18 protein-coding genes are annotated in these 19,359 nt (G+C 64.4%); 13 read left to right on the forward strand and 5 right to left on the reverse strand.

Annotation, left to right across the window (positions count from 1 at the left end; genetic code table 11):
* Window positions 1-12: 12 nt before the first annotated feature.
* Entirely contained in the window at window positions 13-1,206 is a 1,194-nt protein-coding gene (locus tag NKH28_RS23155) for a cytochrome P450 (protein WP_352469647.1), read from the forward strand.
* Window positions 1,203-2,693 (forward strand): aldehyde dehydrogenase, encoded by a 1,491-nt coding sequence (locus tag NKH28_RS23160; RefSeq protein ID WP_352980517.1) that lies wholly within the window; start codon window positions 1,203-1,205, stop codon window positions 2,691-2,693. The genes NKH28_RS23155 and NKH28_RS23160 overlap by 4 nt, the downstream gene beginning before the upstream one ends.
* A 10-nt stretch (window positions 2,694-2,703) precedes the next feature.
* On the opposite strand, the gene NKH28_RS23165 is transcribed toward NKH28_RS23160, so the two are convergent.
* Both NKH28_RS23165 and NKH28_RS23170 read right to left on the reverse strand, forming a co-directional pair.
* Complete coding sequence (locus NKH28_RS23165; protein WP_352980518.1) at window positions 2,704-4,293, reverse strand: GMC family oxidoreductase; 1,590 nt, start codon at window positions 4,291-4,293, stop codon at window positions 2,704-2,706.
* Between the two features lie 4 nt (window positions 4,294-4,297).
* The gene (locus NKH28_RS23170) at window positions 4,298-5,800 is read right to left on the reverse strand and encodes an aldehyde dehydrogenase family protein (RefSeq protein ID WP_352767506.1); all 1,503 of its coding nucleotides are present in this window, start codon (window positions 5,798-5,800) and stop codon (window positions 4,298-4,300) included.
* A 209-nt stretch (window positions 5,801-6,009) separates the two neighbouring features.
* On the opposite strand from NKH28_RS23170, the gene NKH28_RS23175 reads away from it, so the two are divergent.
* The 10 genes from NKH28_RS23175 to NKH28_RS23220 all read left to right on the forward strand — a co-directional run bounded on the left by NKH28_RS23175 (window position 6,010) and on the right by NKH28_RS23220 (window position 14,438).
* Window positions 6,010-6,903, forward strand: a complete 894-nt coding sequence (locus NKH28_RS23175) for a hypothetical protein (protein WP_352767504.1) — start codon at window positions 6,010-6,012, stop codon at window positions 6,901-6,903.
* 41 nt (window positions 6,904-6,944) lie between these two features.
* The gene (locus NKH28_RS23180; RefSeq protein ID WP_352539477.1) at window positions 6,945-7,526 is read left to right on the forward strand and encodes a YceI family protein; all 582 of its coding nucleotides are present in this window, start codon (window positions 6,945-6,947) and stop codon (window positions 7,524-7,526) included.
* A 175-nt stretch (window positions 7,527-7,701) separates the two neighbouring features.
* Entirely contained in the window at window positions 7,702-8,490 is a 789-nt protein-coding gene (locus tag NKH28_RS23185; protein ID WP_352469653.1) for an SDR family NAD(P)-dependent oxidoreductase, read from the forward strand.
* Between the two features lie 13 nt (window positions 8,491-8,503).
* Window positions 8,504-9,298, forward strand: a complete 795-nt coding sequence (locus NKH28_RS23190; RefSeq protein WP_352469654.1) for a MoaF C-terminal domain-containing protein — start codon at window positions 8,504-8,506, stop codon at window positions 9,296-9,298.
* Between the two features lie 17 nt (window positions 9,299-9,315).
* Complete coding sequence (locus tag NKH28_RS23195; RefSeq protein ID WP_352980519.1) at window positions 9,316-9,705, forward strand: nuclear transport factor 2 family protein; 390 nt, start codon at window positions 9,316-9,318, stop codon at window positions 9,703-9,705.
* 55 nt (window positions 9,706-9,760) lie between these two features.
* Window positions 9,761-10,969 (forward strand): amino acid ABC transporter substrate-binding protein, encoded by a 1,209-nt coding sequence (locus tag NKH28_RS23200; RefSeq protein ID WP_352980520.1) that lies wholly within the window; start codon window positions 9,761-9,763, stop codon window positions 10,967-10,969.
* A gap of 140 nt (window positions 10,970-11,109) precedes the next feature.
* Window positions 11,110-11,847 (forward strand): ABC transporter ATP-binding protein, encoded by a 738-nt coding sequence (locus NKH28_RS23205; protein WP_027027454.1) that lies wholly within the window; start codon window positions 11,110-11,112, stop codon window positions 11,845-11,847.
* Window positions 11,828-12,556: an ABC transporter ATP-binding protein gene (locus tag NKH28_RS23210; protein ID WP_502906654.1), complete on the forward strand. Its 729-nt coding sequence runs from the start codon at window positions 11,828-11,830 to the stop codon at window positions 12,554-12,556. Before NKH28_RS23205 ends, NKH28_RS23210 begins: the two co-directional genes overlap by 20 nt.
* Window positions 12,553-13,449, forward strand: a complete 897-nt coding sequence (locus NKH28_RS23215; protein WP_352469658.1) for a branched-chain amino acid ABC transporter permease — start codon at window positions 12,553-12,555, stop codon at window positions 13,447-13,449. Before NKH28_RS23210 ends, NKH28_RS23215 begins: the two co-directional genes overlap by 4 nt.
* A 5-nt stretch (window positions 13,450-13,454) precedes the next feature.
* The gene (locus NKH28_RS23220) at window positions 13,455-14,438 is read left to right on the forward strand and encodes a branched-chain amino acid ABC transporter permease (protein ID WP_352980521.1); all 984 of its coding nucleotides are present in this window, start codon (window positions 13,455-13,457) and stop codon (window positions 14,436-14,438) included.
* 148 nt (window positions 14,439-14,586) lie between these two features.
* On the opposite strand, the gene NKH28_RS23225 is transcribed toward NKH28_RS23220, so the two are convergent.
* Together NKH28_RS23225 and NKH28_RS23230 are read right to left on the reverse strand one after the other, a co-directional pair.
* On the reverse strand, window positions 14,587-15,534 hold the full coding sequence (locus tag NKH28_RS23225; protein ID WP_352767497.1) for a helix-turn-helix domain-containing protein: 948 nt from the start codon (window positions 15,532-15,534) through the stop codon (window positions 14,587-14,589).
* A 426-nt stretch (window positions 15,535-15,960) separates the two neighbouring features.
* Window positions 15,961-16,860 carry an MBL fold metallo-hydrolase gene (locus tag NKH28_RS23230; protein ID WP_352834971.1) on the reverse strand — a complete coding sequence of 300 codons (900 nt, stop codon included), beginning with the start codon at window positions 16,858-16,860 and terminating at the stop codon, window positions 15,961-15,963.
* Window positions 16,861-17,363: 503 nt separating this feature from the next.
* Here NKH28_RS23230 and NKH28_RS23235 point away from each other — a divergent pair.
* Window positions 17,364-18,281 carry a LysR family transcriptional regulator gene (locus NKH28_RS23235; protein ID WP_352980522.1) on the forward strand — a complete coding sequence of 306 codons (918 nt, stop codon included), beginning with the start codon at window positions 17,364-17,366 and terminating at the stop codon, window positions 18,279-18,281.
* A gap of 293 nt (window positions 18,282-18,574) precedes the next feature.
* Here NKH28_RS23235 and NKH28_RS23240 read toward each other — a convergent pair whose 3' ends face one another.
* Window positions 18,575-19,321, reverse strand: coding sequence for an IclR family transcriptional regulator (locus NKH28_RS23240; RefSeq protein WP_352767493.1), 747 nt, complete (start codon window positions 19,319-19,321; stop codon window positions 18,575-18,577).
* Between the last annotated feature and the right edge of the window lie 38 nt (window positions 19,322-19,359).

Here is a 19,359-nt window from a genome sequence, read left to right on the forward strand (position 1 = left end):
GGAGTAGCGGCGTTGAGCTTTGCCGAGAGCATCACCGTTGAGGCGCTGGAAGCCGATCCGTATCCGATCTATGCTGAACTGAGGCGCAACGCGCCGGTCGCTTTCGTGCCGGCGGTCAACCTCTGGTTCGTCACCCGCTGGAAGGATGTCGAAACGGTCGCGAAGTCGCCCGACATCTTCTCCGCGGTTGTCGGGACATCCCCGGTCGAACGCTCCTTCGGCAAGCCGACCATCCTGACCACCGACGGAGACGTCCACAAGGATCTGCGCCAGGGCGTCGACCCGAAATACCGGCCGCGCACCGTCGCTTCCTATGCCGGGGATCTCGTGCGCTCGATCGCCGGACCCTATCTCGACCGGATCGCCGAGCAGGGTGCGGCGGAACTGATGGCCGAGTATTTCGAGCCGGTGTCGACGCTCAGCCTGGCGCGCTCGCTCGGGCTGGCCGACATCGACATGCCGACCTTGCGGCGCTGGTTCTATGGCCTTGCCCAGGGCGCCATCAATTTCGAGAACGATCCGAAGCGCCAGGAAATCGCCGATGCGATCAGCGCCGAGGTTGGCGCCGCCATCCTGCCGACGCTGGAGAGGCTTGTCCACGCGCCTGACGACTCCGCCCTGTCGCACATACTGCACGACGGCATGCCGCAGGGTGCGACCCGCGCCATCGACTTCGTGATGCCGAGCATCAAGGTCATCCTGCTCGGTGGCATGCAGGAGCCCGGCCATGGCGCCGGCTCCATACTTGCCGGCCTGCTTTCGCATCCCGAGCAGATGCGGCAGGTGCTGGACGATCTGGAAACCTTGGTGCCGAAGGCGGTCGACGAGGGTCTGCGATGGGTCGCGCCGATCGGCACGCAGACGCGCCAGACGACGCGCGCGGTCGAGCTCGGCGGCGTGACGATCCCGGCGGGCGCGCCAGTCGCCGCGCTCGTCTCCTCGGCCAGCCGCGACGAAATCCGGTTCTCCGATCCCGACCGTTTCGACATCCTTCGTGATGAAGGCAACCACGCTGCCTTCGGCTTTGGCCATCACTTCTGTTCGGGTCGGTTTTTTGCGCGCGAGCAGATGTGCCTCGCGGTAAGGCTTCTGCTGGAACGGTTTCCGGATCTGCGGCTGGTGCCAGGCAAGGAACCGGTGTTCCGGGGCTGGGAATTTCGCGCGCCAACCACCCTGCATGTCGCCTTCGGAGCCGGTACCCAATGATCAACCAGAACACCATCGATATGCTGCGCAAGGCCGAGGTCGGCGTGCGAAACCTCTTCATCGATGGTGCGCAGACCGCAGGTGCAAGTGGCGCCACGCTGCCCGTGATCTCGCCGATCGATGGCCGCCCGTTCGCCAGCATCGCCGACGGCAACGCCGTCGATGTCGATCGCGCCGTGGCGTCGGCGCGCAAGGCGTTTGAGAAGGGCTCGTGGTCGCGCGCCGCCCCCGCCTTCCGCAAGAAGATTCTGACGAAGTTAGCCGAGCTGGTCGAAAAGCATGTCGATGAACTGGCGGTGCTTGGCGTCCGCGACAACGGCACCGAGATCGGCATGGCCTACAAGGCCGAGCCGTTATCGGCCGCGGGCACCATCCGCTACTACGCGGAGGCTATCGACAAGGTCTATGGCGAGATCGCGCCGACGGCCGAGAATGTGCTCGGGCTGATCCACAAGGAGCCGCTCGGCGTTGTCGGCGTCATCGTACCCTGGAATTTCCCATTGATGATCGGCGCCTGGAAGATCGCGCCGGCGCTGGCTGCCGGCAATTCCATCGTCGTCAAGCCGCCCGAGGTCGCTTCGCGGACGCTTCTGCGGCTGGCTGAGCTCGCTGCCGAAGCCGGGCTTCCCGCCGGTGTGTTTAACGTCGTTACCGGCCGTGGCGCGGTTGCCGGCGAGGCGCTCGGTCTGCACATGGATGTCGACGCCATAGCCTTCACCGGCTCGGGGCCGGTCGGCCGGCATCTGCTTGAGTATGCGGCGCGTTCCAATCTGAAGCGCGTCTTCCTCGAACTCGGCGGCAAGTCGCCCAACATCGTCTTTGCCGACGCCCCGGACCTGAAACAGGCCGCAATCGTCTCGGCCAACGGCATTTTTCGCAATTCCGGCCAGGTCTGCGTTGCCGGCTCGCGCCTGCTCGTCCAGGCGTCGGTCTACGACCGCTTCATGGACGAGCTCCTCGCAGCGACCACGCGGCTGAAGGTCGGCGATCCGCTCAATCTGACGAGCGACGTCGGTGCGGTATCAAGCGCCGAGCAGCTGGACAAGAATCTCGGCTTCGTCGAACGGGCGACAGCTGAAGGCGCCCGTCTGGTCACCGGCGGCGGACGGATCCTGGCCGAAACCGGCGGCAGCTACATGGCGCCGACGATCTTCGAGAACGTGACGCAAGAGATGCAACTCGCCCGCGAGGAGGTGTTTGGGCCGGTGCTCGGCGTGATGCGCTTCGAGACCGAGGAAGAGGCGGTGCGGCTTGCCAATTCGACGGTCTATGGCCTTGCCTCGGCGGTGTGGACCGCCAACCTCTCCACGGCGCATCGTATGGTGCGCAACATCAATGCCGGCGTCGTCCACGTCAACACCTATGGCGGCGCCGACATCACCGTGCCGCTCGGCGGCGTCAAGCAGTCCGGCTTCGGTCGCGACAAGTCGATGCATGCGCTGGACAAATACACCGATCTCAAAACGGCCTGGATTTCTCTCGGCTGACCGTTTCTCGCTAAGCGCTGCCGAGGATGAAATCGGCACAGCGGTCGGCGATCATGATCACCGGCGCGTTGGTGTTGCCACTGATGAGCCTGGGCATGACCGAGGCATCGCAGATCCGCAGGCGCGGCACGCCGCGGACGCGCAACCGCGGATCGGCCACGGCACTGTCGTCATTGCCCATCCGGCAGGTTCCCGATGGGTGGTAGACCGTCTTGGCGTGTTCGAGGATGTGGCCGACGATCGCCTGGTCAGGAAGATCCGCGGCCGCGCCCGGCGAAAGCTCCTCCGCCACCATGGCCTGCAGCGCCGGCTGGCGCAGGATGGTGCGGGCGATCTTCATGCCGGCCAGCAGCAAGGCGAGATCGTCCGGATCGGACAGGAAGCCGGTGGTGAAGCGGATCGGATCGGCCGCATCGCGCGAGCGCAGCCTGACCGTGCCGCGCGACTTCGGCCTGAGCACACAAGGATTGATCTCCATGCCGTGCCGCTCGATCGAGCCGTGTTCGGCGCTCTCGATCATCACCGGCAGGACGTGGAACTGGATATCGGGACGGCCATCGCCATCGGCGTCGAAGAAGCCGCCGCTCTCGACCACATTCGAGGTGAGCAGGCCGGTGCGGAACATGAGGTACTGCAGGCCGTGGCGCAGCGCCCGCAGGCCACGGTCCTCACCAAGCAGCGAGATCGGCTGGCGCGTCAGCGCATAGACGGGAGCCGCGACGTGATCCTGCAGGTCGCGGCCGACCGCGGGCATGTCGCGGATGACGGGAATGCCCAGCGCGGTCAGATGTTCGGCTGGCCCCAGTCCCGACAGCATCATCAGCTTCGGCGTCGCCAGCGCGCCTGATGTGAGGATCACTTCGGCTTCCGCCGTCGCTGTATGGGTCTGTCCGTCCGATGTGGTGTAGGCGAGGCCGCTTGCCGCACCGTTTTCCAATGTCACGCCGGTGACAAGCGCATCGGTGACGACGGTGAGGTTGGCATTGCCTGCCAACGGCTTCAGGAACACCTTTGCCGCCGATTGTCTTTCGCCATTCGCGGTCGTCGTCTGGTAAAAGCCGACGCCTTCCTGCCTGTCCCCGTTGAAGTCGTCATTGAAGGGATAGCCGGCCTGTTGCGCGGCCCTGACATAGGCCAGAGACAGCGGATGGCGATGGCGGGGATCGGAGACGGGCAGCGGTCCGGTGGTGCCGTGGCGATCGCCGGCCAGCCGCTCGTTGCGCTCCAGCCGCCTGAACACCGGCAGCACCTCGTCCCAGCCCCAGCCGGGACAGCCAAGGTCGCGCCAGTCATCATAGTCCTGCGGCTGGCCCCTGACATAGAGCATGGCATTGATCGACGACCCGCCGCCCAGCGTGCGGCCCTGCGGCACCGGTAGCCGGCGGCCGCCGACGCTGGGTTCGGGATCGGATTCGTAGATCCAGCTGCGCGCCGTGCCGATCACCTTGGCGAAGGTGGCGGGCATGTCGATGAAGCGCGAATTGTCGGCCGGCCCGGCTTCGACGATCAACACGCGCTTGCCGGTATTGACCAAGCGGTTGGCCAGCGTGCAGCCGGCCGAGCCGGCGCCGGCGATGATGTAGTCGTACGCAGCGTTCATGGCGTCAGGCGTAGCGCATGATGACGGTCTTGGTCTCGAGATAGCCGTCGATCGCCGCGCGGCCGTGTTCGCGGCCGATGCCGGACTGCTTGAAGCCGCCGAAGGGTGCCGCAGGGTCCAGCGTGTTATGCGAATTGACCCACACCGTGCCGGCCTTGAGGCCGTGGACGGCGGTCATCGCCTTGCCCATGTCGCGGGTCCAGATCGAGGCCGACAGGCCATAGCGCGTGTCGTTGGCGATATGGATCGCCTCGTCGAGATCGGCGACAGGCATCGCCGCCACCACCGGACCGAACACCTCCTCACGCGCGATCTCCATGTCGGGCCTGATATTGTGCAGGATGGTCGGCGCGACATAGTGGCCCCTGGCCGGCACCGGCCGCGCACCGCTGACACGTTCGCCGCCGGCCGCCAGGCCGCGCTCGACAAAGCCCTCGACGCTCCTTCGATGCTTGGCCGAGACCAGTGGGTTGATCTGGGCTTCGGCATCGCGGCCGGCGCCCAGTGTCATGCCATCGGCGATCTCGGCCAGCCGCGCCAGCGTGCGTTCGTAGATAGACTTTTCGATCAGCAGCCGCGAGGCCGAGGTGCAGACCTGGCCCTGGTTGAAAAACATGCCGAGCCCGGCGACCAGGGGCTCAATGCCCTCTTCCATGTCGGCAAGCAGGATCATCGGCGATTTCGACCCGAGCTCCAGCGTGAAGCGGGCGACATGGTCGACGGCCGCGTGGCCGACGCGTTTTCCCACTTCCGTCGAACCGGTGAAGGTCAATTTGTCGATGCCGGGATGACGGATCAGCGCCTCGCCGGTGACGCTGCCGCTGCCGGTCACGATGTTGATGACGCCGGGCGGGAAGCCTGACGCCTTGATCAGTTCTGCGAGCCTGAGCAGGCCGAGCGGCGTCTCCTGCGGCGGCTTCAACACCACGGTGCAGCCGCAGGCGAGCGCCGGCGCGATCTTCCACATGCCGATCAGCAACGGGAAATTCCACGGCACGATGGCGCCGACGACGCCGACCGGTTCCATTATGGTCATCGCTTGATGCCTGGCGCCAGGCGGCACCGGAATGGACACCTGGAAGGTCGAGCCCTCGATCTTGGTCGCCCACCCGGCATAATAGCGCAGCCAGTCGACGCTGCCGCCGGCGCTAAGCATGCGGGCGACACCTAGCGACTTGCCGTTCTCGATGCTTTCGATCTCGGCCAAGAGATCGGCATCGGCCTCGATGGCGTCGGCGAGCTTCAGCATCAGGTTCTGGCGGTCGACCGGCCGCATTGAGGCCCACGGGCCTTCAAGGGCTGCACGCGCAGCACGCACCGCCTGGTCGACCAGTTCGGGACCGCTCTCGGGCACATGCGCGACGATCTCGCCGGAGGCGGAATCATCGACAGCGAGGCCATTTCCCGCCAAGCCGTCAACAAAGCGTCCATTGATGAAGGGCCGGTGCGGACGCGCCAGGAAAGCGGCGGCAGCAGTGCTGATCGGCGGCACGGTTCTCTCGTTCACGCCATCCTCCTCGATTGCTGGTGAACACGTTGCATCAGGGTTATGGAGCGTGTCGGCTGGCTTCAAGCGGCTGATGGTGCCAGTGCACGCTCAGTCAAAACAAAGTTCCCGCTTGGACAAGACGCCCCGCAGTCGACTGGCCTAGATCAAAGTCGCATCGAGCAGCGTGTTTTGCGCAGGCTTCCCGGTTGTCAAAGAGGTGTCGACGATTGAGTGCGTTGCTGGGCAATCCGATGGTCACCACTGCTGCGCTGCCACTCGCGCTCGGCACGGTGATGGCGCTGTTGGCAAGGGTCGCACTGCCGGGATCAGTGCTTTCTCTGCTGTGGGCCGCTTTGATTTTGTTCTTCTATTGGGACACGCTCGGGCCGCCTGTGGTGCCGCCGGTCGCCGCCAGCCAGAAGCTGATCTATCTCGCCTCTGGCGGCATCGTCGTGGGCCTGTTGCCCGAACGCCTGTTGGGCGCTGCCGTTGCGGGCAAGCTTGTCGCCGCCGCGCTTGCGGTAGCCTTGCTGTGGCTTGGCTGGCGCCGCCTGGCCGGCGGTTCACTCGACCTGCAGATGGTCGCCGCCCTCATCGCCGGCCTGTTGGCGATCGTCGGCGCCGCGATGCTGCTGTCGGCGCGGTCCTCGCCATCGTCGTCCGCCGAAGCGCCGTTCCTGGTGCCGGCGGCGATGCTCGCTTTTTGCCTGGCCGGCGCCATCATCTCGGTGCTTGGCGCCTCGATCGTCACCGGGCAATTGCTGGGATCGCTTGCCGCGCTCGCCGGCGGCTGGTGTCTTGTCCAGTACATCACAGTGCTGCGCGGAGGCTCCGCCGTTGCCTGGAGCAAGGGCACTGAACTGCTGCTTATCTACGCCGCAGCCACCGTGCAGATCCAGGTCGCGCTGCTGGCGCCGAAGGCTAATCCGGTCGCGCTGGTGCTTTCATCCTTGCCGCTGATCGTGGCCATGCTGATGCCCGGTCCGCTGCGGGGCCTTGTTCCCGGCGTCCGGCCGTTGCGGCCGCCGATTGCCGGTCTGCTGATCGCCACACCGGCGATATTGGCCATCCTGACGGCGATCCTATGGGCGCCGCATGGAGCCGCCCTCGGCTTTTCCTGAGCCAAAGAACGACAACCAACAATGGGGAGAGTTACGTGACGATGAGAAAACTGACGGCCGCGTTGGCCTTTGCCTCGGTGTGCGCATTCGCATCGGCAGCACATGCCGACACTTACGAGATCGACGGCCAGCACGCCTGGATCACCTTCACCATAAAGCACGGCATCTACGGCATCGCGCATGGCCAGTTCGATGCGGTGAAGGGCGCCATCGTGATGGACAAGGCCGATCCATCGAAAAGCAGCGTCAAGGCCGAGATCGATGTCGGCTCGGTGCACACCGCCTATGACCAGCGCGACAGCGATTTGAAAGGCCCCGACTTCTTCAACGCCGCCGAATTCCCGGCGATCTCCTTCGAAAGCACCAAGGTAGAGAAGGTCAGCGACAAGACCGGCAAGGTCACCGGCAATCTCACCATCAGCGGTGTGTCCAAAGAGATCACCCTCGACGTGACGCTGATCAACGAGGCGCCGGCGCCGTGGGATGCGACGCTGACCAAGGCGGCGTTCAGCGCCACAGGCAAGGTCAGTACGGCCGACTTCCCGATGGCCAAGGCCGCGGCCGGCTTCGGCCTTGGACCGGATGTCGACATCGTCATGGATTTGGAAGCGGTGAAAAAGTAATCCGGCGAGCGAGTGCCGCGCGCAAGGTCGCGCGGCACTTCATCGGACAGGGCGCAAAGTGCGCACTCAGTCAAAACAAAGTTCTCGCTCGGACAAGACGCAGATTGGCCGGTGCCGCATTATTCCCAGCGAAGATCGGCACATAGCCGGCGCGCTTACCAATCGGGATGGAACAATGCGATTTTCGGGAAAGACGGCTTTCATTACCGGCGGCGGCACCGGGATCGGCGCGGCGGTGGCCAGGCGCATGGCGGCCGACGGCGCCAAGGTGGTCCTGATGGGCCGGCGGCGCGAGCCGCTGGAAGCTGTGACCAAGGATATTGGCGGTCTGGTGGTGCAGGGCGATGCCGCCGATCCGAAGGCGGTGCGTGCGGCGCTTGCCGAAGTGCATGAAAAAATCGGACCGGTCGACATCCTCGTCGCCAATGCCGGCGGCCATGGTGTCGGCCCGACGATTTCGATGAGCGACGAAACCTGGAGCCTGGCGACGCGCACCAATCTCGACACCGCTTTCGTCTGCGCCCGCGAATGCCTGCCGGACCTGATCGCGCGGAAGGGCAACATCGTCGTCGTTGCCTCGATCGCCGGCCTGTTTGCCGGCCCGGACGCCGCCGGCTACGTCACCATGAAGCATGCCTGCATCGGCTTCGGCAAATCGCTGGCGCGCGACTATGGCCGCAAGGGCGTGCGCACCAACATCATCTGCCCGGGTTGGGTCTCGACCGACATGGCCGACGAACAGATGGCGGTGATCGTCGAGAAGCACGGACTTGGCTCGATCGACGATGCCTACCGGCTGGTGACCAGGGACGTCCCGCTCGGCCGGCCGGCGACACCGGAAGAGGTTTCCAACGTCGTCTGCTTCGTCGCTTCGAGCGAGGCGGCCATGATGAACGGTTCGATCCTGACCGTCGATGGCGGCGCCACCGTCGTCGACCTGCCGACATTAGCTTTTGTCGATTGATTGGGAGAGTGCGATGAACGACCAGAACAGGCCGGCGGACTGGAAGCATTTCGACGATTTCGCCGCCGGCATCGCCACCAACCGGCTGGCGACGACATCAGCGTTGCGCGGCCAGACCTTCAAGATCACGCTCGACACGGGGCGCACAATCGACCTTGCCTTCACGTCGCCCGACACGGTCGCGTGGAGCGAGGGCAGCGAGGCCGGCGCGGACTGGTACGAGGCGCTCGAAGTCGCCGCCAACGTGTTCTTCATCAACATGACTTTCGCCGCCCGGCCGACCGAGGATGAGGCCTACATCGTCAACACAAGCACGCGCCGGGTGCTGTCGGTGCGCGAACGGGTGCGTGAAGCAGGCGAAGCGCCCGGCGAGCCGCGCGTCGCGCAGACCTGGTCGGCCGGCGTGCTCGGGGATCCCAGCAACGCGCCGACCGGTATCAAGCCGGCGCCGACCCGGGACCTGATCGGGCTCACCGCGCACTACACATACAGCCCCAACCACGTCTACGAGCACATTTATCTGAGCTCCGAGCGCTATGCCTGGCAGAACCTCGTCGGCATCCAGCGTGGCCATGGCGACGTCGACCTGGCGACCACCTGGAAGTTTGCCGACAACCAATATGTGTTCGGCTTCCGCGAGTTCATCATCCCGGTCGCCTCGCTGTTCTTCTACAATTGGGACGTCATGCGCTCGACCGGGAAATTCCTCGGCGTGACTAGCCTGGGCAAGGTCGAGAACAAGCCGGCCGGCGCTCACATCGAGAAGAAATCCAGAACCGTCTACGACGAAGGCAAGGCGCCGGTCTGACCGCGCGGGAGAACGCGATGAACAAGAACTACGAAGCGATCAAGGCCCATTACGCCGGTTCCGATGCCAAGGACCTATCTGCGATGATGGCGCCAATCACCAGCCGCACCGCTTGGACCGAAATGGCGGGCTTCCCCTATGCCGGCACCTATGTCGGCCCCGACGCCATCATAGCGGGGGTCTTCAAGCGCATCGGCGAGGAGTGGGACGGCTACACGCTGAAGCTCGAAAGACTGGTCGACGGCGGCGCCACCATCGTCGGCATCGGCACCTATTCGGGCACCTACAGGACGACCGGCAAGCAAATGTCGGCGCGCGTCGTCCATGTCTGGGAGATGGACGACGGTAAAGCCGTGAGTTTCGAGCAGTTCACCGATACCAGGCTGGTCGCGGCAGCGACGGTCTGAGGCATGCGGGCGGGCGCCGATGCGTCCGGCCGATGAAACAACCTGGGAGGATGCAATGGGAAACAATCTGAAGGCAATGCTGGCGGGCCTGGTGCTGTCGACCACACTTGCGGCCGGCGGCACAGGAGTCGCGAATGCCGCCGGCGACGAGATCGTCATCGGCGCTCCGATCTCCTTGACCGGGCCGCTGGCCGGCGACGGCAAGGAGCAGAAATGGGCCTATGAGCAAGCGGTGGCCGACATCAACAAGGCCGGCGGCATCATGCTCAAGTCGGCCGGCAAGAAGCTGCCGGTGCGCCTCGTCGTCGCCGACGACGAAAGCTCGGAAGGCAAGGTCGCCTCGGCGCTGGAAAACCTCATCAAGGTGCAGAAGGTCGACGCGCTGCTATCGACCCATTCCGGGCCGATGAACATCGCCGGTGCCATCGTCGCCGAGAAATACAAGAAGTTCTACATGATCACGACGGCGTTCCCGTTCGAGTGGCAGCCGTTGAAGCTCAAATACTCGGCCCTCTTCTTCTTCCACCCGGGGCCGGGCGCCGAGGTGCCATTCGAGATCTGGAACAAGCTGCCGGCCAATGAGAAGCCGAAGAACCCGGCACTTGTCACCGAGGATTCGCCCGACGGCAAGGGCTTTGGCGGCGCCTTCGAGGCGGCGGCCAAGAAATATGGCTACACTTTCGCGGTCGACGATCCCTGGGCGATCGGGGCCACCGACTATTCGGCGCTGATCACCAAGCTCAAGGCCGCCAATGTCGACGCCATGCTGGTGTTCGGCTCGCCGGCCGACACGGTGACGCTGCTGCGCCAGATGAAGGAGCTCGGCTTCTCCGTGCCTTATCTGCATGGCTGGAAGGGCACCTGGACGGGCGAGTTCCACGAAGCGCTCGGAGCGGATTCGGACTACATCATGACCGACGGTTTCTGGTCGTCGAGCTATCCCTATCGCGGCGCCAAGGAACTCGGCGATCGCTACGAGGCCGAATTCAAGAAGGACTCCGTCACAGTCGGCGCCTTCTACGCTAATGCGCAGGTGCTGGCGCAGGCGATCGAAAAGGCGGGAACCACCGATGCCGCCGCGCTGCATGACGCGGTCTTCAACCAGGAATTCAAGGACACCGTCGTCGGCGATCTCAAATTCGACCAGACCGGCTTTGCGCTGATCCCCAGCGTTGCCACGCAATGGTGGCAAGGCAAGCACCAGCTGATCTTCCCGAATGGCAACTGGACCTACAAGCCGGCGCCGGCCTGGGACAAGCGCTGAGCGGCGAGGGCACGGGCTCCGACGTTGCCGCCTGCCCTTCTCCCCGTCCTACTCGGGGAGAAGGCCGGCAGGGCGATGAGGGCGGCGCTGACCTCGATAGATTGCGCGGATAGCTTCCCCTCGAGAAACGGAAACACACGATGCAGCCTGACGAAACCTTGCTTCGCCTCGAGGCGATCCAGAAGCGGTTCGGCGGGCTTGTCGTGCTCAACAACATCGACATCGCCGTCGGAGCCAATGAGCTGATCGGGCTGATCGGTCCCAACGGCGCCGGCAAGTCGACACTGTTCAACGTAATTACCGCGCTCTACACCCCAACCCAGGGCCGTATCCGCTTCCGTGGCGAGGACATCACCGGCACGGCCCCGCATCGCATCTGCCGGCTCGGCATTGCGCGCACCTTCCAGCTGGTGCGCACGTTCCTGACCATGACGGCCTTCGAGAACATCATGGTAGGTGCCGTCTATGGCTCGGGCGGCCGCGTCAAGCATGCGACGGCAGCCGCCGAGGAGGCACTTGAACTGGTCGGGTTGACCGCCAAGCGCGATGTCCGCACCGCGCATATGACGTTGTCCGACCGGCGGCTGCTGGAGATCGCGCGAGCCGTTGCCTCCAGCCCGGGGCTGCTGTTGCTGGACGAACCGATGGCGGGGCTGAACCCGACCGAGATCCAGCGCACGGTCGATGTCATCCGCCGCGTGCGCACAGACAAGGGGGTCTCGATCCTGTGGGTAGAGCACAAGGTCGATGCCATCATGAAGGTATGCAGCCGGGTGATCGTGCTGGACCATGGCGAGAAGATCGCCGACGGCACGCCGCGCGAGATCGTCGCCAACCGCAAAGTGATAGAGGCCTATCTTGGCGAACCGGCTGCTTGACGTCACCAATCTGGAAGTCGCCTATGGCGACGTCGGAGCGCTGTGGGGCGTGTCGATCCACGTCGACGCCGGCAGCATCGTCGCCATTGTCGGCGCCAACGGCGCGGGCAAGACGACGCTGCTGAAGACCATCTCCGGTCTGCTGAAGCCGAAGCGCGGCGAGATCTTCCTCTCCGGCGCGCCGCTGGCCGGCAAGGCGCCGGAGGAGATCGCGGCGATGGGCATCGCGCATGTACCGGAAGGGCGCGGCCTGTTCCGGCAGATGACCGTGCTGGAAAACCTCGAGCTCGGCGCCTTCCAACCCAAGGTGCGGAAGCGCTTCAAGCAGTCGCTGGAGAAAGCCTACACGCTGTTTCCGCGGCTAAAGGAGCGGGCAGGGCAGAAGGCCCGTTCGCTCTCCGGCGGCGAGCAGCAGATGCTGGCGATCGCGCGCGCCACCATGTCGGACCCGTCGCTGCTCATCCTCGATGAGCCGTCGCTGGGGCTCAGCCCGATCGTGGTGCAGCAGATGTTCGCGCTGATCGAGACCTTGCACAAGCAGGGCGTCACCATCCTCCTGGTCGAGCAGAACATCCATCAGGCACTGAAGGTCGCCGACTATGCCTTCGTGCTGAAAACCGGCGAGCTTGCCATGCAAGGCACTGGTGCCGAGCTCATCGCCGATCCCGAAATCCAGAAGGCCTATATGGGCGTCTTGGAGGTGCAATGATGCAGAACATTCCGCCTCCCGAAATCCTGCTGCAGCTGTCGCTCAACGGCGCGCTGGGCGGCGCCATGTACGGCGTTGCGGCGGTGGGCCTCAGCCTCATCTTCGGCACCATGCGGCTGATCTTTCTGGCGCAGGGCGCGATGATCATCCTGTCCGCCTATTTCGTACGGGCGCTGTTCTACGGCGTCGGCATCGACCCTTTCGCGTCGCTGCTGATCGTCGTGCCCGTCGGGCTCGTCGTCGGCTGGCTGGTCTACCAAGGCCTGTTTCGCCGCGCGGCGGCAGCGGAGGACCGCAACATCTCACTCTTGATCGCGGTCGGTCTGATGTTCCTGATCCAGAACCTGATGACGGTTATCTGGGGCGGCAACACCGCGGCCATCGTCACCTCCTACACGGCGAGCGGCATCGAGATTTTGGGCGTGCGCACCTCCTTCACCCGCTCGATGGGCTTCGTGATTGCGCTCGCCGGTACCGGCCTGGTGGTGCTATTCCTGCGCAAGACATTGGTTGGTAAGGCGGTGCGCGCGGCCTCCGAGGACATGGAGGCGGCGACGCTGATGGGCATCAGCCCGCACCGCGTCAACGCCGTCGCCTTCGCGATCGGCATCGGACTCGCCGGAGCGGCCGGCGTCGCGGTGGCGACGACTTTCCCGTTCAACCCGTTCGCCGGCTTCATCTTCAGCCTCAAGGCGCTGGTGGCGCTGGCGCTGGGCGGGATCGGCAATGTCGCGGGCGCACTTGCCGGCGGCATCATCCTCGGCCTGATCGAAGCCTATGTGCAGTATTTCATCTCGGGCGGCTGGACCAACGCTATCGCCTACGGCGTGTTCCTGGCGGTGCTGATGTTCAAGCCGGAAGGCCTGTTCAGCCGGCCCTACAAGAAGGCTTGAGCGTCATGATGATGAAAGCCTTGCCGGAACAATTCTGGATTGGGATCGCAATTGCCGTGGTCGCTGCCCTCGCGCTGGTGCCGCTCCTGCCCGGCGCGATCGATTCTTACGCCTTCTCGTTCCTGTTCTTCGTTTTCATCTACGCCACTATGGCGCAAGGCTGGAACCTCGTTGCCGGCTTCGGCGGCCAGATCAGCCTCGGCAACCATGCCTTCTTCGGGCTCGGCGCCTACACCACCGCCATTCTGTGGAGCGGCAATTATCTCTGGGGCACGTTCTATGACGCCTATCCGCGGATCTACTATTTCGACCCGGTGACGATGATGCTGGGCGGGCTGGTCGCGGCCGTCGCCGCCATCATCATCGGCCTGCCGCTGCTGTCAAAGCTGCGCGGCGACTATTTCGCGCTCGGCACGCTCGGCTTCGGCGAGATCATCAAGGTGATGTTCATCAATGGCGGTGATTTCACCGGCGGCGCCTTCGGCGTCGTGGCGCCCGCCGGCACCTTCGATACGCTCTTGCCGCACTATCTGGTCGGGCTCGGCCTGATGGTGGGCACGGCGCTTGCCATCCGCTTGCTGATGCGCTCGCGCTACGGCCTGGCGCTGATCGCCGTGCGCGACGACGAGATGGCGGCTTCGGCCAACGGCATCGACACGCTGAGGGTCAAGGTCGCCGCCTTTGCTGGCAGCGCCTTCATCGCCGGCGTCGCCGGCAGCCTCTACACCTACTACATCTTCCATGTCGGCCCTGACTCCGTCTTCGACCTCGACTGGATGCTTTTGCCGCTGATGATGACGGTGGTCGGCGGCACCGGCACCCTGCTCGGCCCGATCCTCGGCGCCTTCGTCATGTACGCGGTGTTCGACCTGGCGCGCATCGTGGTGCCGGATTACCACCCGGTGATTTCGGGGCTGACCATCATCTTGGCGATGCTGTTCTTGCCGAAGGGGCTGATGCGGAGTTTGCGGGCAGGGCGGACGGCTTGAGGTCTGGGTACAGCCCTGTTGAAGCGTCAGCGCTGCAAGTCGGGAGTGAGAGCCCTCGAAAAATTATGGAAGGTGAGGATACAATGTGCCTCATATGGGCGCAAAACAATTTGCTGTATCTGATAAAGGTACGGCTAACAGCACCTTCCTAATGCACCACCATACGCACTCGCTCCCGCAAATCTCTCGGCGCCACGTCATACTTGCTTCTGAACGCCCGCGAAAAATGTGCGCTCGAATTGAACCCGCAGGCAAACGCGATTTCCGAGATGGAGGCTGAGGCGCGGGCGGGCGACAGCAGCTCCTCCTTGCTGCGCTCCAGCCGCCTATCCCACACGAACCGCTCCAGTGTGGTGCCTTCGCCTTCGAAGGCGCGGTGCAGATAGCGGCGGGAGCAGCCCATGTGGCGGGCTATGTCCTCGGCCGACAGGTTTGAGCGCGCCAGGTTGGCGTCGATATAGGCGACGATGCGTTCGCGCAGCGCTTCCAGCGGCGAGCGGCGGAAGTCCGGCGCCGTCGGCTTTGCCTGGATCAGTCCGTTGACGAGTTGTATCAAGCTTTCTCCGACACGGCGGCAGCCGGCCTCGTCGAGCTTGTGAGCGGTGCCGATCGCCATCTGCATCAGACCGGAAACGATATGGGTGAGGCTGTCGTCGTTGCCGGGCAACGGCACCGGCGCCGAGAGCCGCGCCAGCGTCCCGTCGCCGAAGGTCGAGCGCGGCACCTGCAGGATGAGCTGGTCAACATCCGACAGGTTTTGCAGCGAATAGCTGCGCATTGGATCATAGATGATCGCAGCGCGTGGGCCGAGATCGACCGCGACCTCCTGCTGCTCGAAGCGGCTGTGACCGCTGAGCTGCATCAGGATCTTGATCGCGTCGGGATCGAAGCTGCGCCAGAAGGTACGGTCGCTGACGACCAGATGCGACTTGGCCTTGATCTCGGAGAGCCGGCAGGAGCCGAGATGCACGGAAACGAGCTTCGGCAGCGACGGCGCCTCGCCGCGTGAGAAACGCTGGGTGATCGGGCCGAACAGCATCCGCGACGCAGATAGGAAAGCCTCGCCGTCGGCGACGCTCACGTGGTGGGCGATCATAGTCTCCTCCACATTCTCGTTGTTCCCGTCTTGTCGCGGGATTGTGACGCAGCGGCAGCGCCACGTCATCCTTAACATGATAAGCATCTTTGCCGCAACGACGGAGGTGCTTCACGCCGCGCCGGCCGAAGTCGGCCGGCATCCTGGTGTCCGCGTTACTGAAGGGCCCCATGCCGCTGCCGGAAAGGCCCGATCTTGCGGTCGAGCCGTTTCAAAGGCCGGTACCCGGTCGCCGTCGGCGTGATAGCCGTGCACGCCAGCGCGGTAGCCGGTCCATTCGGCGGCCAAGCGCTGGAAGACGTCTTTCATAGGCGTTCCGCCTCGGTCTATTCGACTTCGGACGCGCGAGCACGGCGAGCAGATCGCCGCCGTTCTCCTCGGAGGACCTTCATAGGTCCTCCGGATCAGATCGAATTGGCGCTCATCTCAGCCCCACTTCATCTCGCCCTTCGCGACCTTCGAGCCGATGTCGAGGGCGACGCCCATGCCGAGGCCTGGGAAGCGGGCCTCCATCGCGCTCTTCAGCGCCGCGGCGTCCGCGGCCTTGGCGAGTTCCTGCTCGAAGGCCAGAAGATAGGTCTTGGTGTATTCGACAGCGGAGATGTCGACCGGCGACTCAGGCGTCATGTGCCCCGGCACGACGACGGTCGGCTTGCGCGCTGCGATCTTGTCGAGATTGGCAATCCAGGCCGCGCGTGATTCCCTGGTCGGGGTGTCGGCGGTCCAAACATGAACGCCGGCGAAGACCAGGACGCCGCCAAACACCGCGTTCAGCGAGGGCGCCCAGAGATAGCGGCGATTAGCGAGGCCCTCGGCGGCGACGAACTCCACCGTCTCACCATCCACAGTCAGTGACGGACCGTCAAACGCATCGGGCAGGACGATGTCGGCCAGCGTCTGCGGACCGTTCTCCTTCAGTTGGGGTCCCCATACATCGAGCTTCTTCTTGACCGACGCCTTGATTGCGGCAACCGTGTCCGAGGCGGCGACGACCTTGGCCTCGGGGAATGCCTCACGCACCGGCTTCAGGCCGAAATAGTAGTCCGGGTCCGACTGGCTGACATAGATCGTGGTCAGTTTCTTGCCGCTGGCCTTGATCTCTCCGGCCAGCGCGCGGCCGTCCGGATAGGTGAAGCCGCCGTCGATCAGCAGCGCCTCGGTGGCACCGGAAAGCAGGACGGGGGCGCGGAAAAAACCGTTTGGGCCGGCCGGGAAATGCTTCCAGGCAAGTCCGGTTCCAGCCGCACGGCCGATATCGTCAGGGGCGAAGACGGCAGCGGCGCTGATGGCAAATGTGGTTTTCATGACTTGTCTCCTCGTAAGCATGTGGGTGTCCTCTCGGATTGGATGGCGCTGAAGAAATCGGGCTGCGCGCGATATTGAGATCGAGTCGGCCGGGTCCAGCCGCCGGATAAATTCAGGAAGCTCAGATAGGGCCGAGTGATCGTGGTGTGGACGATACCGTTCTCGCAGTCCCCGACATGGACCCACGGTCGTACCGGCAACCTCGGTCCAGACCATGAACATCCCTGGCCGAACTTCCAGCGCCCGGTCGCGGACGGCCTTTACCTTGGCGAATTTGACCGCCTCCGCGGGGGCAAGCGCATGAAGGCACCTCGGTATCGAACTGCAGATGGAAGGCGAGGTCGCCGAAGCGAGCCTCGTAGACGTGGCCCATTGCGGGAAAAGCCTCGATCGTCACTCTGCTTTTCCTCCTGCGCGGACCCGGTTGCCCGACGCACAGAAGGATGGACCGTTTCGATTGGACGATAAATATCGATGAATTGGATTCAATGTGAGGTATAAGCGCACAATCGGAGCAGGCGAGCATGGAAGCAATCAACCTCAACAGACTGGCGTACTTCGCGGCCGTGGTGGACATGGGCTCGTTCACTCGCGCGGCCGATCGGCTAGGCGTCAACAAGACAGTCGTCAGTCAACAGGTTGCGCGGCTTGAAGCGGAATTGAAGACAAGCCTGCTGCTGCGCACGACGCGCAGGGTCGAGCCGACCGAGGCAGGCCGGCAGCTTCACGCGCGATGCGTGATGATCCTGAGCGAGGCAGAAGAGGCCTTCGCCGAACTTGCCCAGACCAATGCTCAGCCGTTGGGCGTACTGCGGATCACCGCGTCCAACGATTACGGCGCGATCACCGTCGCGCCACTGGCAGCCGAGTTCTGTCGAATCTATCCGGCATGCCGGGTCGATCTCATCCTCTCGGACGCCAGGATGGATCTGGTCGCCAACCAGATCGACCTTTCGATTCGCGTAGGTTGGCTTACCGACTCCAGCCTGCAGGCGCGCCGGATCAGCTCATTCCGGCAATTTCTGGTCGCCGCGCCCGACATAGCCGGAGACTTGTCCCCGAGCCAGCCCGAGGAACTGTCCGGCCTCCCCTTTGTCGCGAATGTCGCGCTGAAGGAGCCGCTGGTGTGGCGGTTTACCCGGGGGGATCATGAACTGCGGACAGTCCGCATGAAGCCCGGCATGACGATCAACAGCACCCCGGCCGTGCTGGAGGCAACCCTAGCGGGCGCCGGTATGTCGATCCTTCCCGATTTTCTTGTCGGCGATCATGTGGCGGCTGGCCGGCTGGTGCCGATTCTACCTGCCTGGACGCTGCCTACCGGCGGCATCCACGCCGTGTATCCGGCCGGCCGGTTCCGCCCGCCCAAGGTTGCACGGTTCGTCGAGATGCTTTCTCAGAACGGCAGGCAGCGGCCTCGAAACCTCTTCCGCAACGGCTGATGTCTGCTCGCGGGCGTCGTCTCGCCACCGTGTACAGCGAAGTCGCCCCGAGTTCCTCTTTCGAGAAAGTCCGTCCAACGCCCTGAGCGTGTTCCGACCAGCCGGTCGAACCGATCGGAAACTGATCTTTGGGCAGCAGAAATCTGACCGCCGGCTATATGAGCCGCTCGCGGCATTGCGCGAGCGTCTTCGCTCTGCGGATATCCGGGCGGAGGGCAGCCGCTCGTTCCGCCCGATTTTGCGAGATTATGGCGCAAGGGCATGCCCGATGCATCCGTCGCGGAGATGCAAGGCTAAGGTTCGCCGGTGAGACGCGCCGTGATCAACCGTGCTGCCTTGATTGCTGCCCTGCCCTGTGTGGCTGCGGTCGCGTCGTCGACGCGTGAGACGGGCGAAGCCACCGCCAAGGTGCCGATCGGCTGGCCGTCAGCGCCGAGGATCGCCGCGGCGATGCTGTGCACGCCTTCCTCATAGCCCTGTGCGCTGCGAGAGTAACCGCGCGTGGCGGCAAGCCGTATCGCCTCCACAACCTTGTCCGGCCGCGTCACCGTATGCCGGGTGAACACCTGCAGCGGCTTTTTGAAATAGGCGCCGACCACATCCGGGCTTGAAGCGGCCAGGAAGGCGACGCCGGACGCTGTGCCGTGCAGCGGCAGCACCTGGCCAACATCGACATTGACGCGGTTGGCCTTGGTGGAAAGCTCAACATGGACGGTCAGCAGCGCCCCGGCGCTGAATTCCGACAGATGCACGGTCTCGCCGGTTTCGAGCGAAAGCTCTCGCGCCACAGGCGCCGCGACGCGGACGAAAGGGAAATGTGCGTCGCGAATGCGGGCCAGCCGCGACAGGCCGGCGCCCAGCCGGTAGCGGCGACTCTTCGGCTCCTGCTCGATCAGCCGGTGGTTGGAAAGCGCTAGCAGCAGGCGCCTTGCGGTGGCTTTGTCGAGACCGGCCTTGCGGGCGAGGTCGGAGAGGCCGATCTCCGGTTCACCCACCGTGAACAGCTCCAGCAGCGAAACCGCCTTGCCGACTGTGCTCATTATCGATTCTCCGAGATACTTCGCGTGTGAATTAACTT

This window comes from Mesorhizobium sp. M1227 (assembly GCF_040318315.1).
GTDB lineage: Bacteria > Pseudomonadota > Alphaproteobacteria > Rhizobiales > Rhizobiaceae > Mesorhizobium.

What these genes read in the sequence shown, in the direction of transcription:
- NKH28_RS23180 (WP_352539477.1), top strand. Translation starts at nt 6,945, where the DNA reads ATGAGAAAACTGACGGCCGCGTTGGCCTTTGCCTCGGTGTGCGCATTC.
- NKH28_RS23215 (WP_352469658.1), top strand. Translation starts at nt 12,553, where the DNA reads ATGATGCAGAACATTCCGCCTCCCGAAATCCTGCTGCAGCTGTCGCTC.
- NKH28_RS23190 (WP_352469654.1), top strand. Translation starts at nt 8,504, where the DNA reads ATGAACGACCAGAACAGGCCGGCGGACTGGAAGCATTTCGACGATTTC.
- NKH28_RS23205 (WP_027027454.1), top strand. Translation starts at nt 11,110, where the DNA reads ATGCAGCCTGACGAAACCTTGCTTCGCCTCGAGGCGATCCAGAAGCGG.
- NKH28_RS23225 (WP_352767497.1), bottom strand. Translation starts at nt 15,534, where the DNA reads ATGATCGCCCACCACGTGAGCGTCGCCGACGGCGAGGCTTTCCTATCT.
- NKH28_RS23195 (WP_352980519.1), top strand. Translation starts at nt 9,316, where the DNA reads ATGAACAAGAACTACGAAGCGATCAAGGCCCATTACGCCGGTTCCGAT.
- NKH28_RS23200 (WP_352980520.1), top strand. Translation starts at nt 9,761, where the DNA reads ATGGGAAACAATCTGAAGGCAATGCTGGCGGGCCTGGTGCTGTCGACC.
- NKH28_RS23235 (WP_352980522.1), top strand. Translation starts at nt 17,364, where the DNA reads ATGGAAGCAATCAACCTCAACAGACTGGCGTACTTCGCGGCCGTGGTG.
- NKH28_RS23220 (WP_352980521.1), top strand. Translation starts at nt 13,455, where the DNA reads ATGATGATGAAAGCCTTGCCGGAACAATTCTGGATTGGGATCGCAATT.
- NKH28_RS23165 (WP_352980518.1), bottom strand. Translation starts at nt 4,293, where the DNA reads ATGAACGCTGCGTACGACTACATCATCGCCGGCGCCGGCTCGGCCGGC.
- NKH28_RS23185 (WP_352469653.1), top strand. Translation starts at nt 7,702, where the DNA reads ATGCGATTTTCGGGAAAGACGGCTTTCATTACCGGCGGCGGCACCGGG.
- NKH28_RS23160 (WP_352980517.1), top strand. Translation starts at nt 1,203, where the DNA reads ATGATCAACCAGAACACCATCGATATGCTGCGCAAGGCCGAGGTCGGC.
- NKH28_RS23240 (WP_352767493.1), bottom strand. Translation starts at nt 19,321, where the DNA reads ATGAGCACAGTCGGCAAGGCGGTTTCGCTGCTGGAGCTGTTCACGGTG.
- NKH28_RS23230 (WP_352834971.1), bottom strand. Translation starts at nt 16,860, where the DNA reads ATGCTTACGAGGAGACAAGTCATGAAAACCACATTTGCCATCAGCGCC.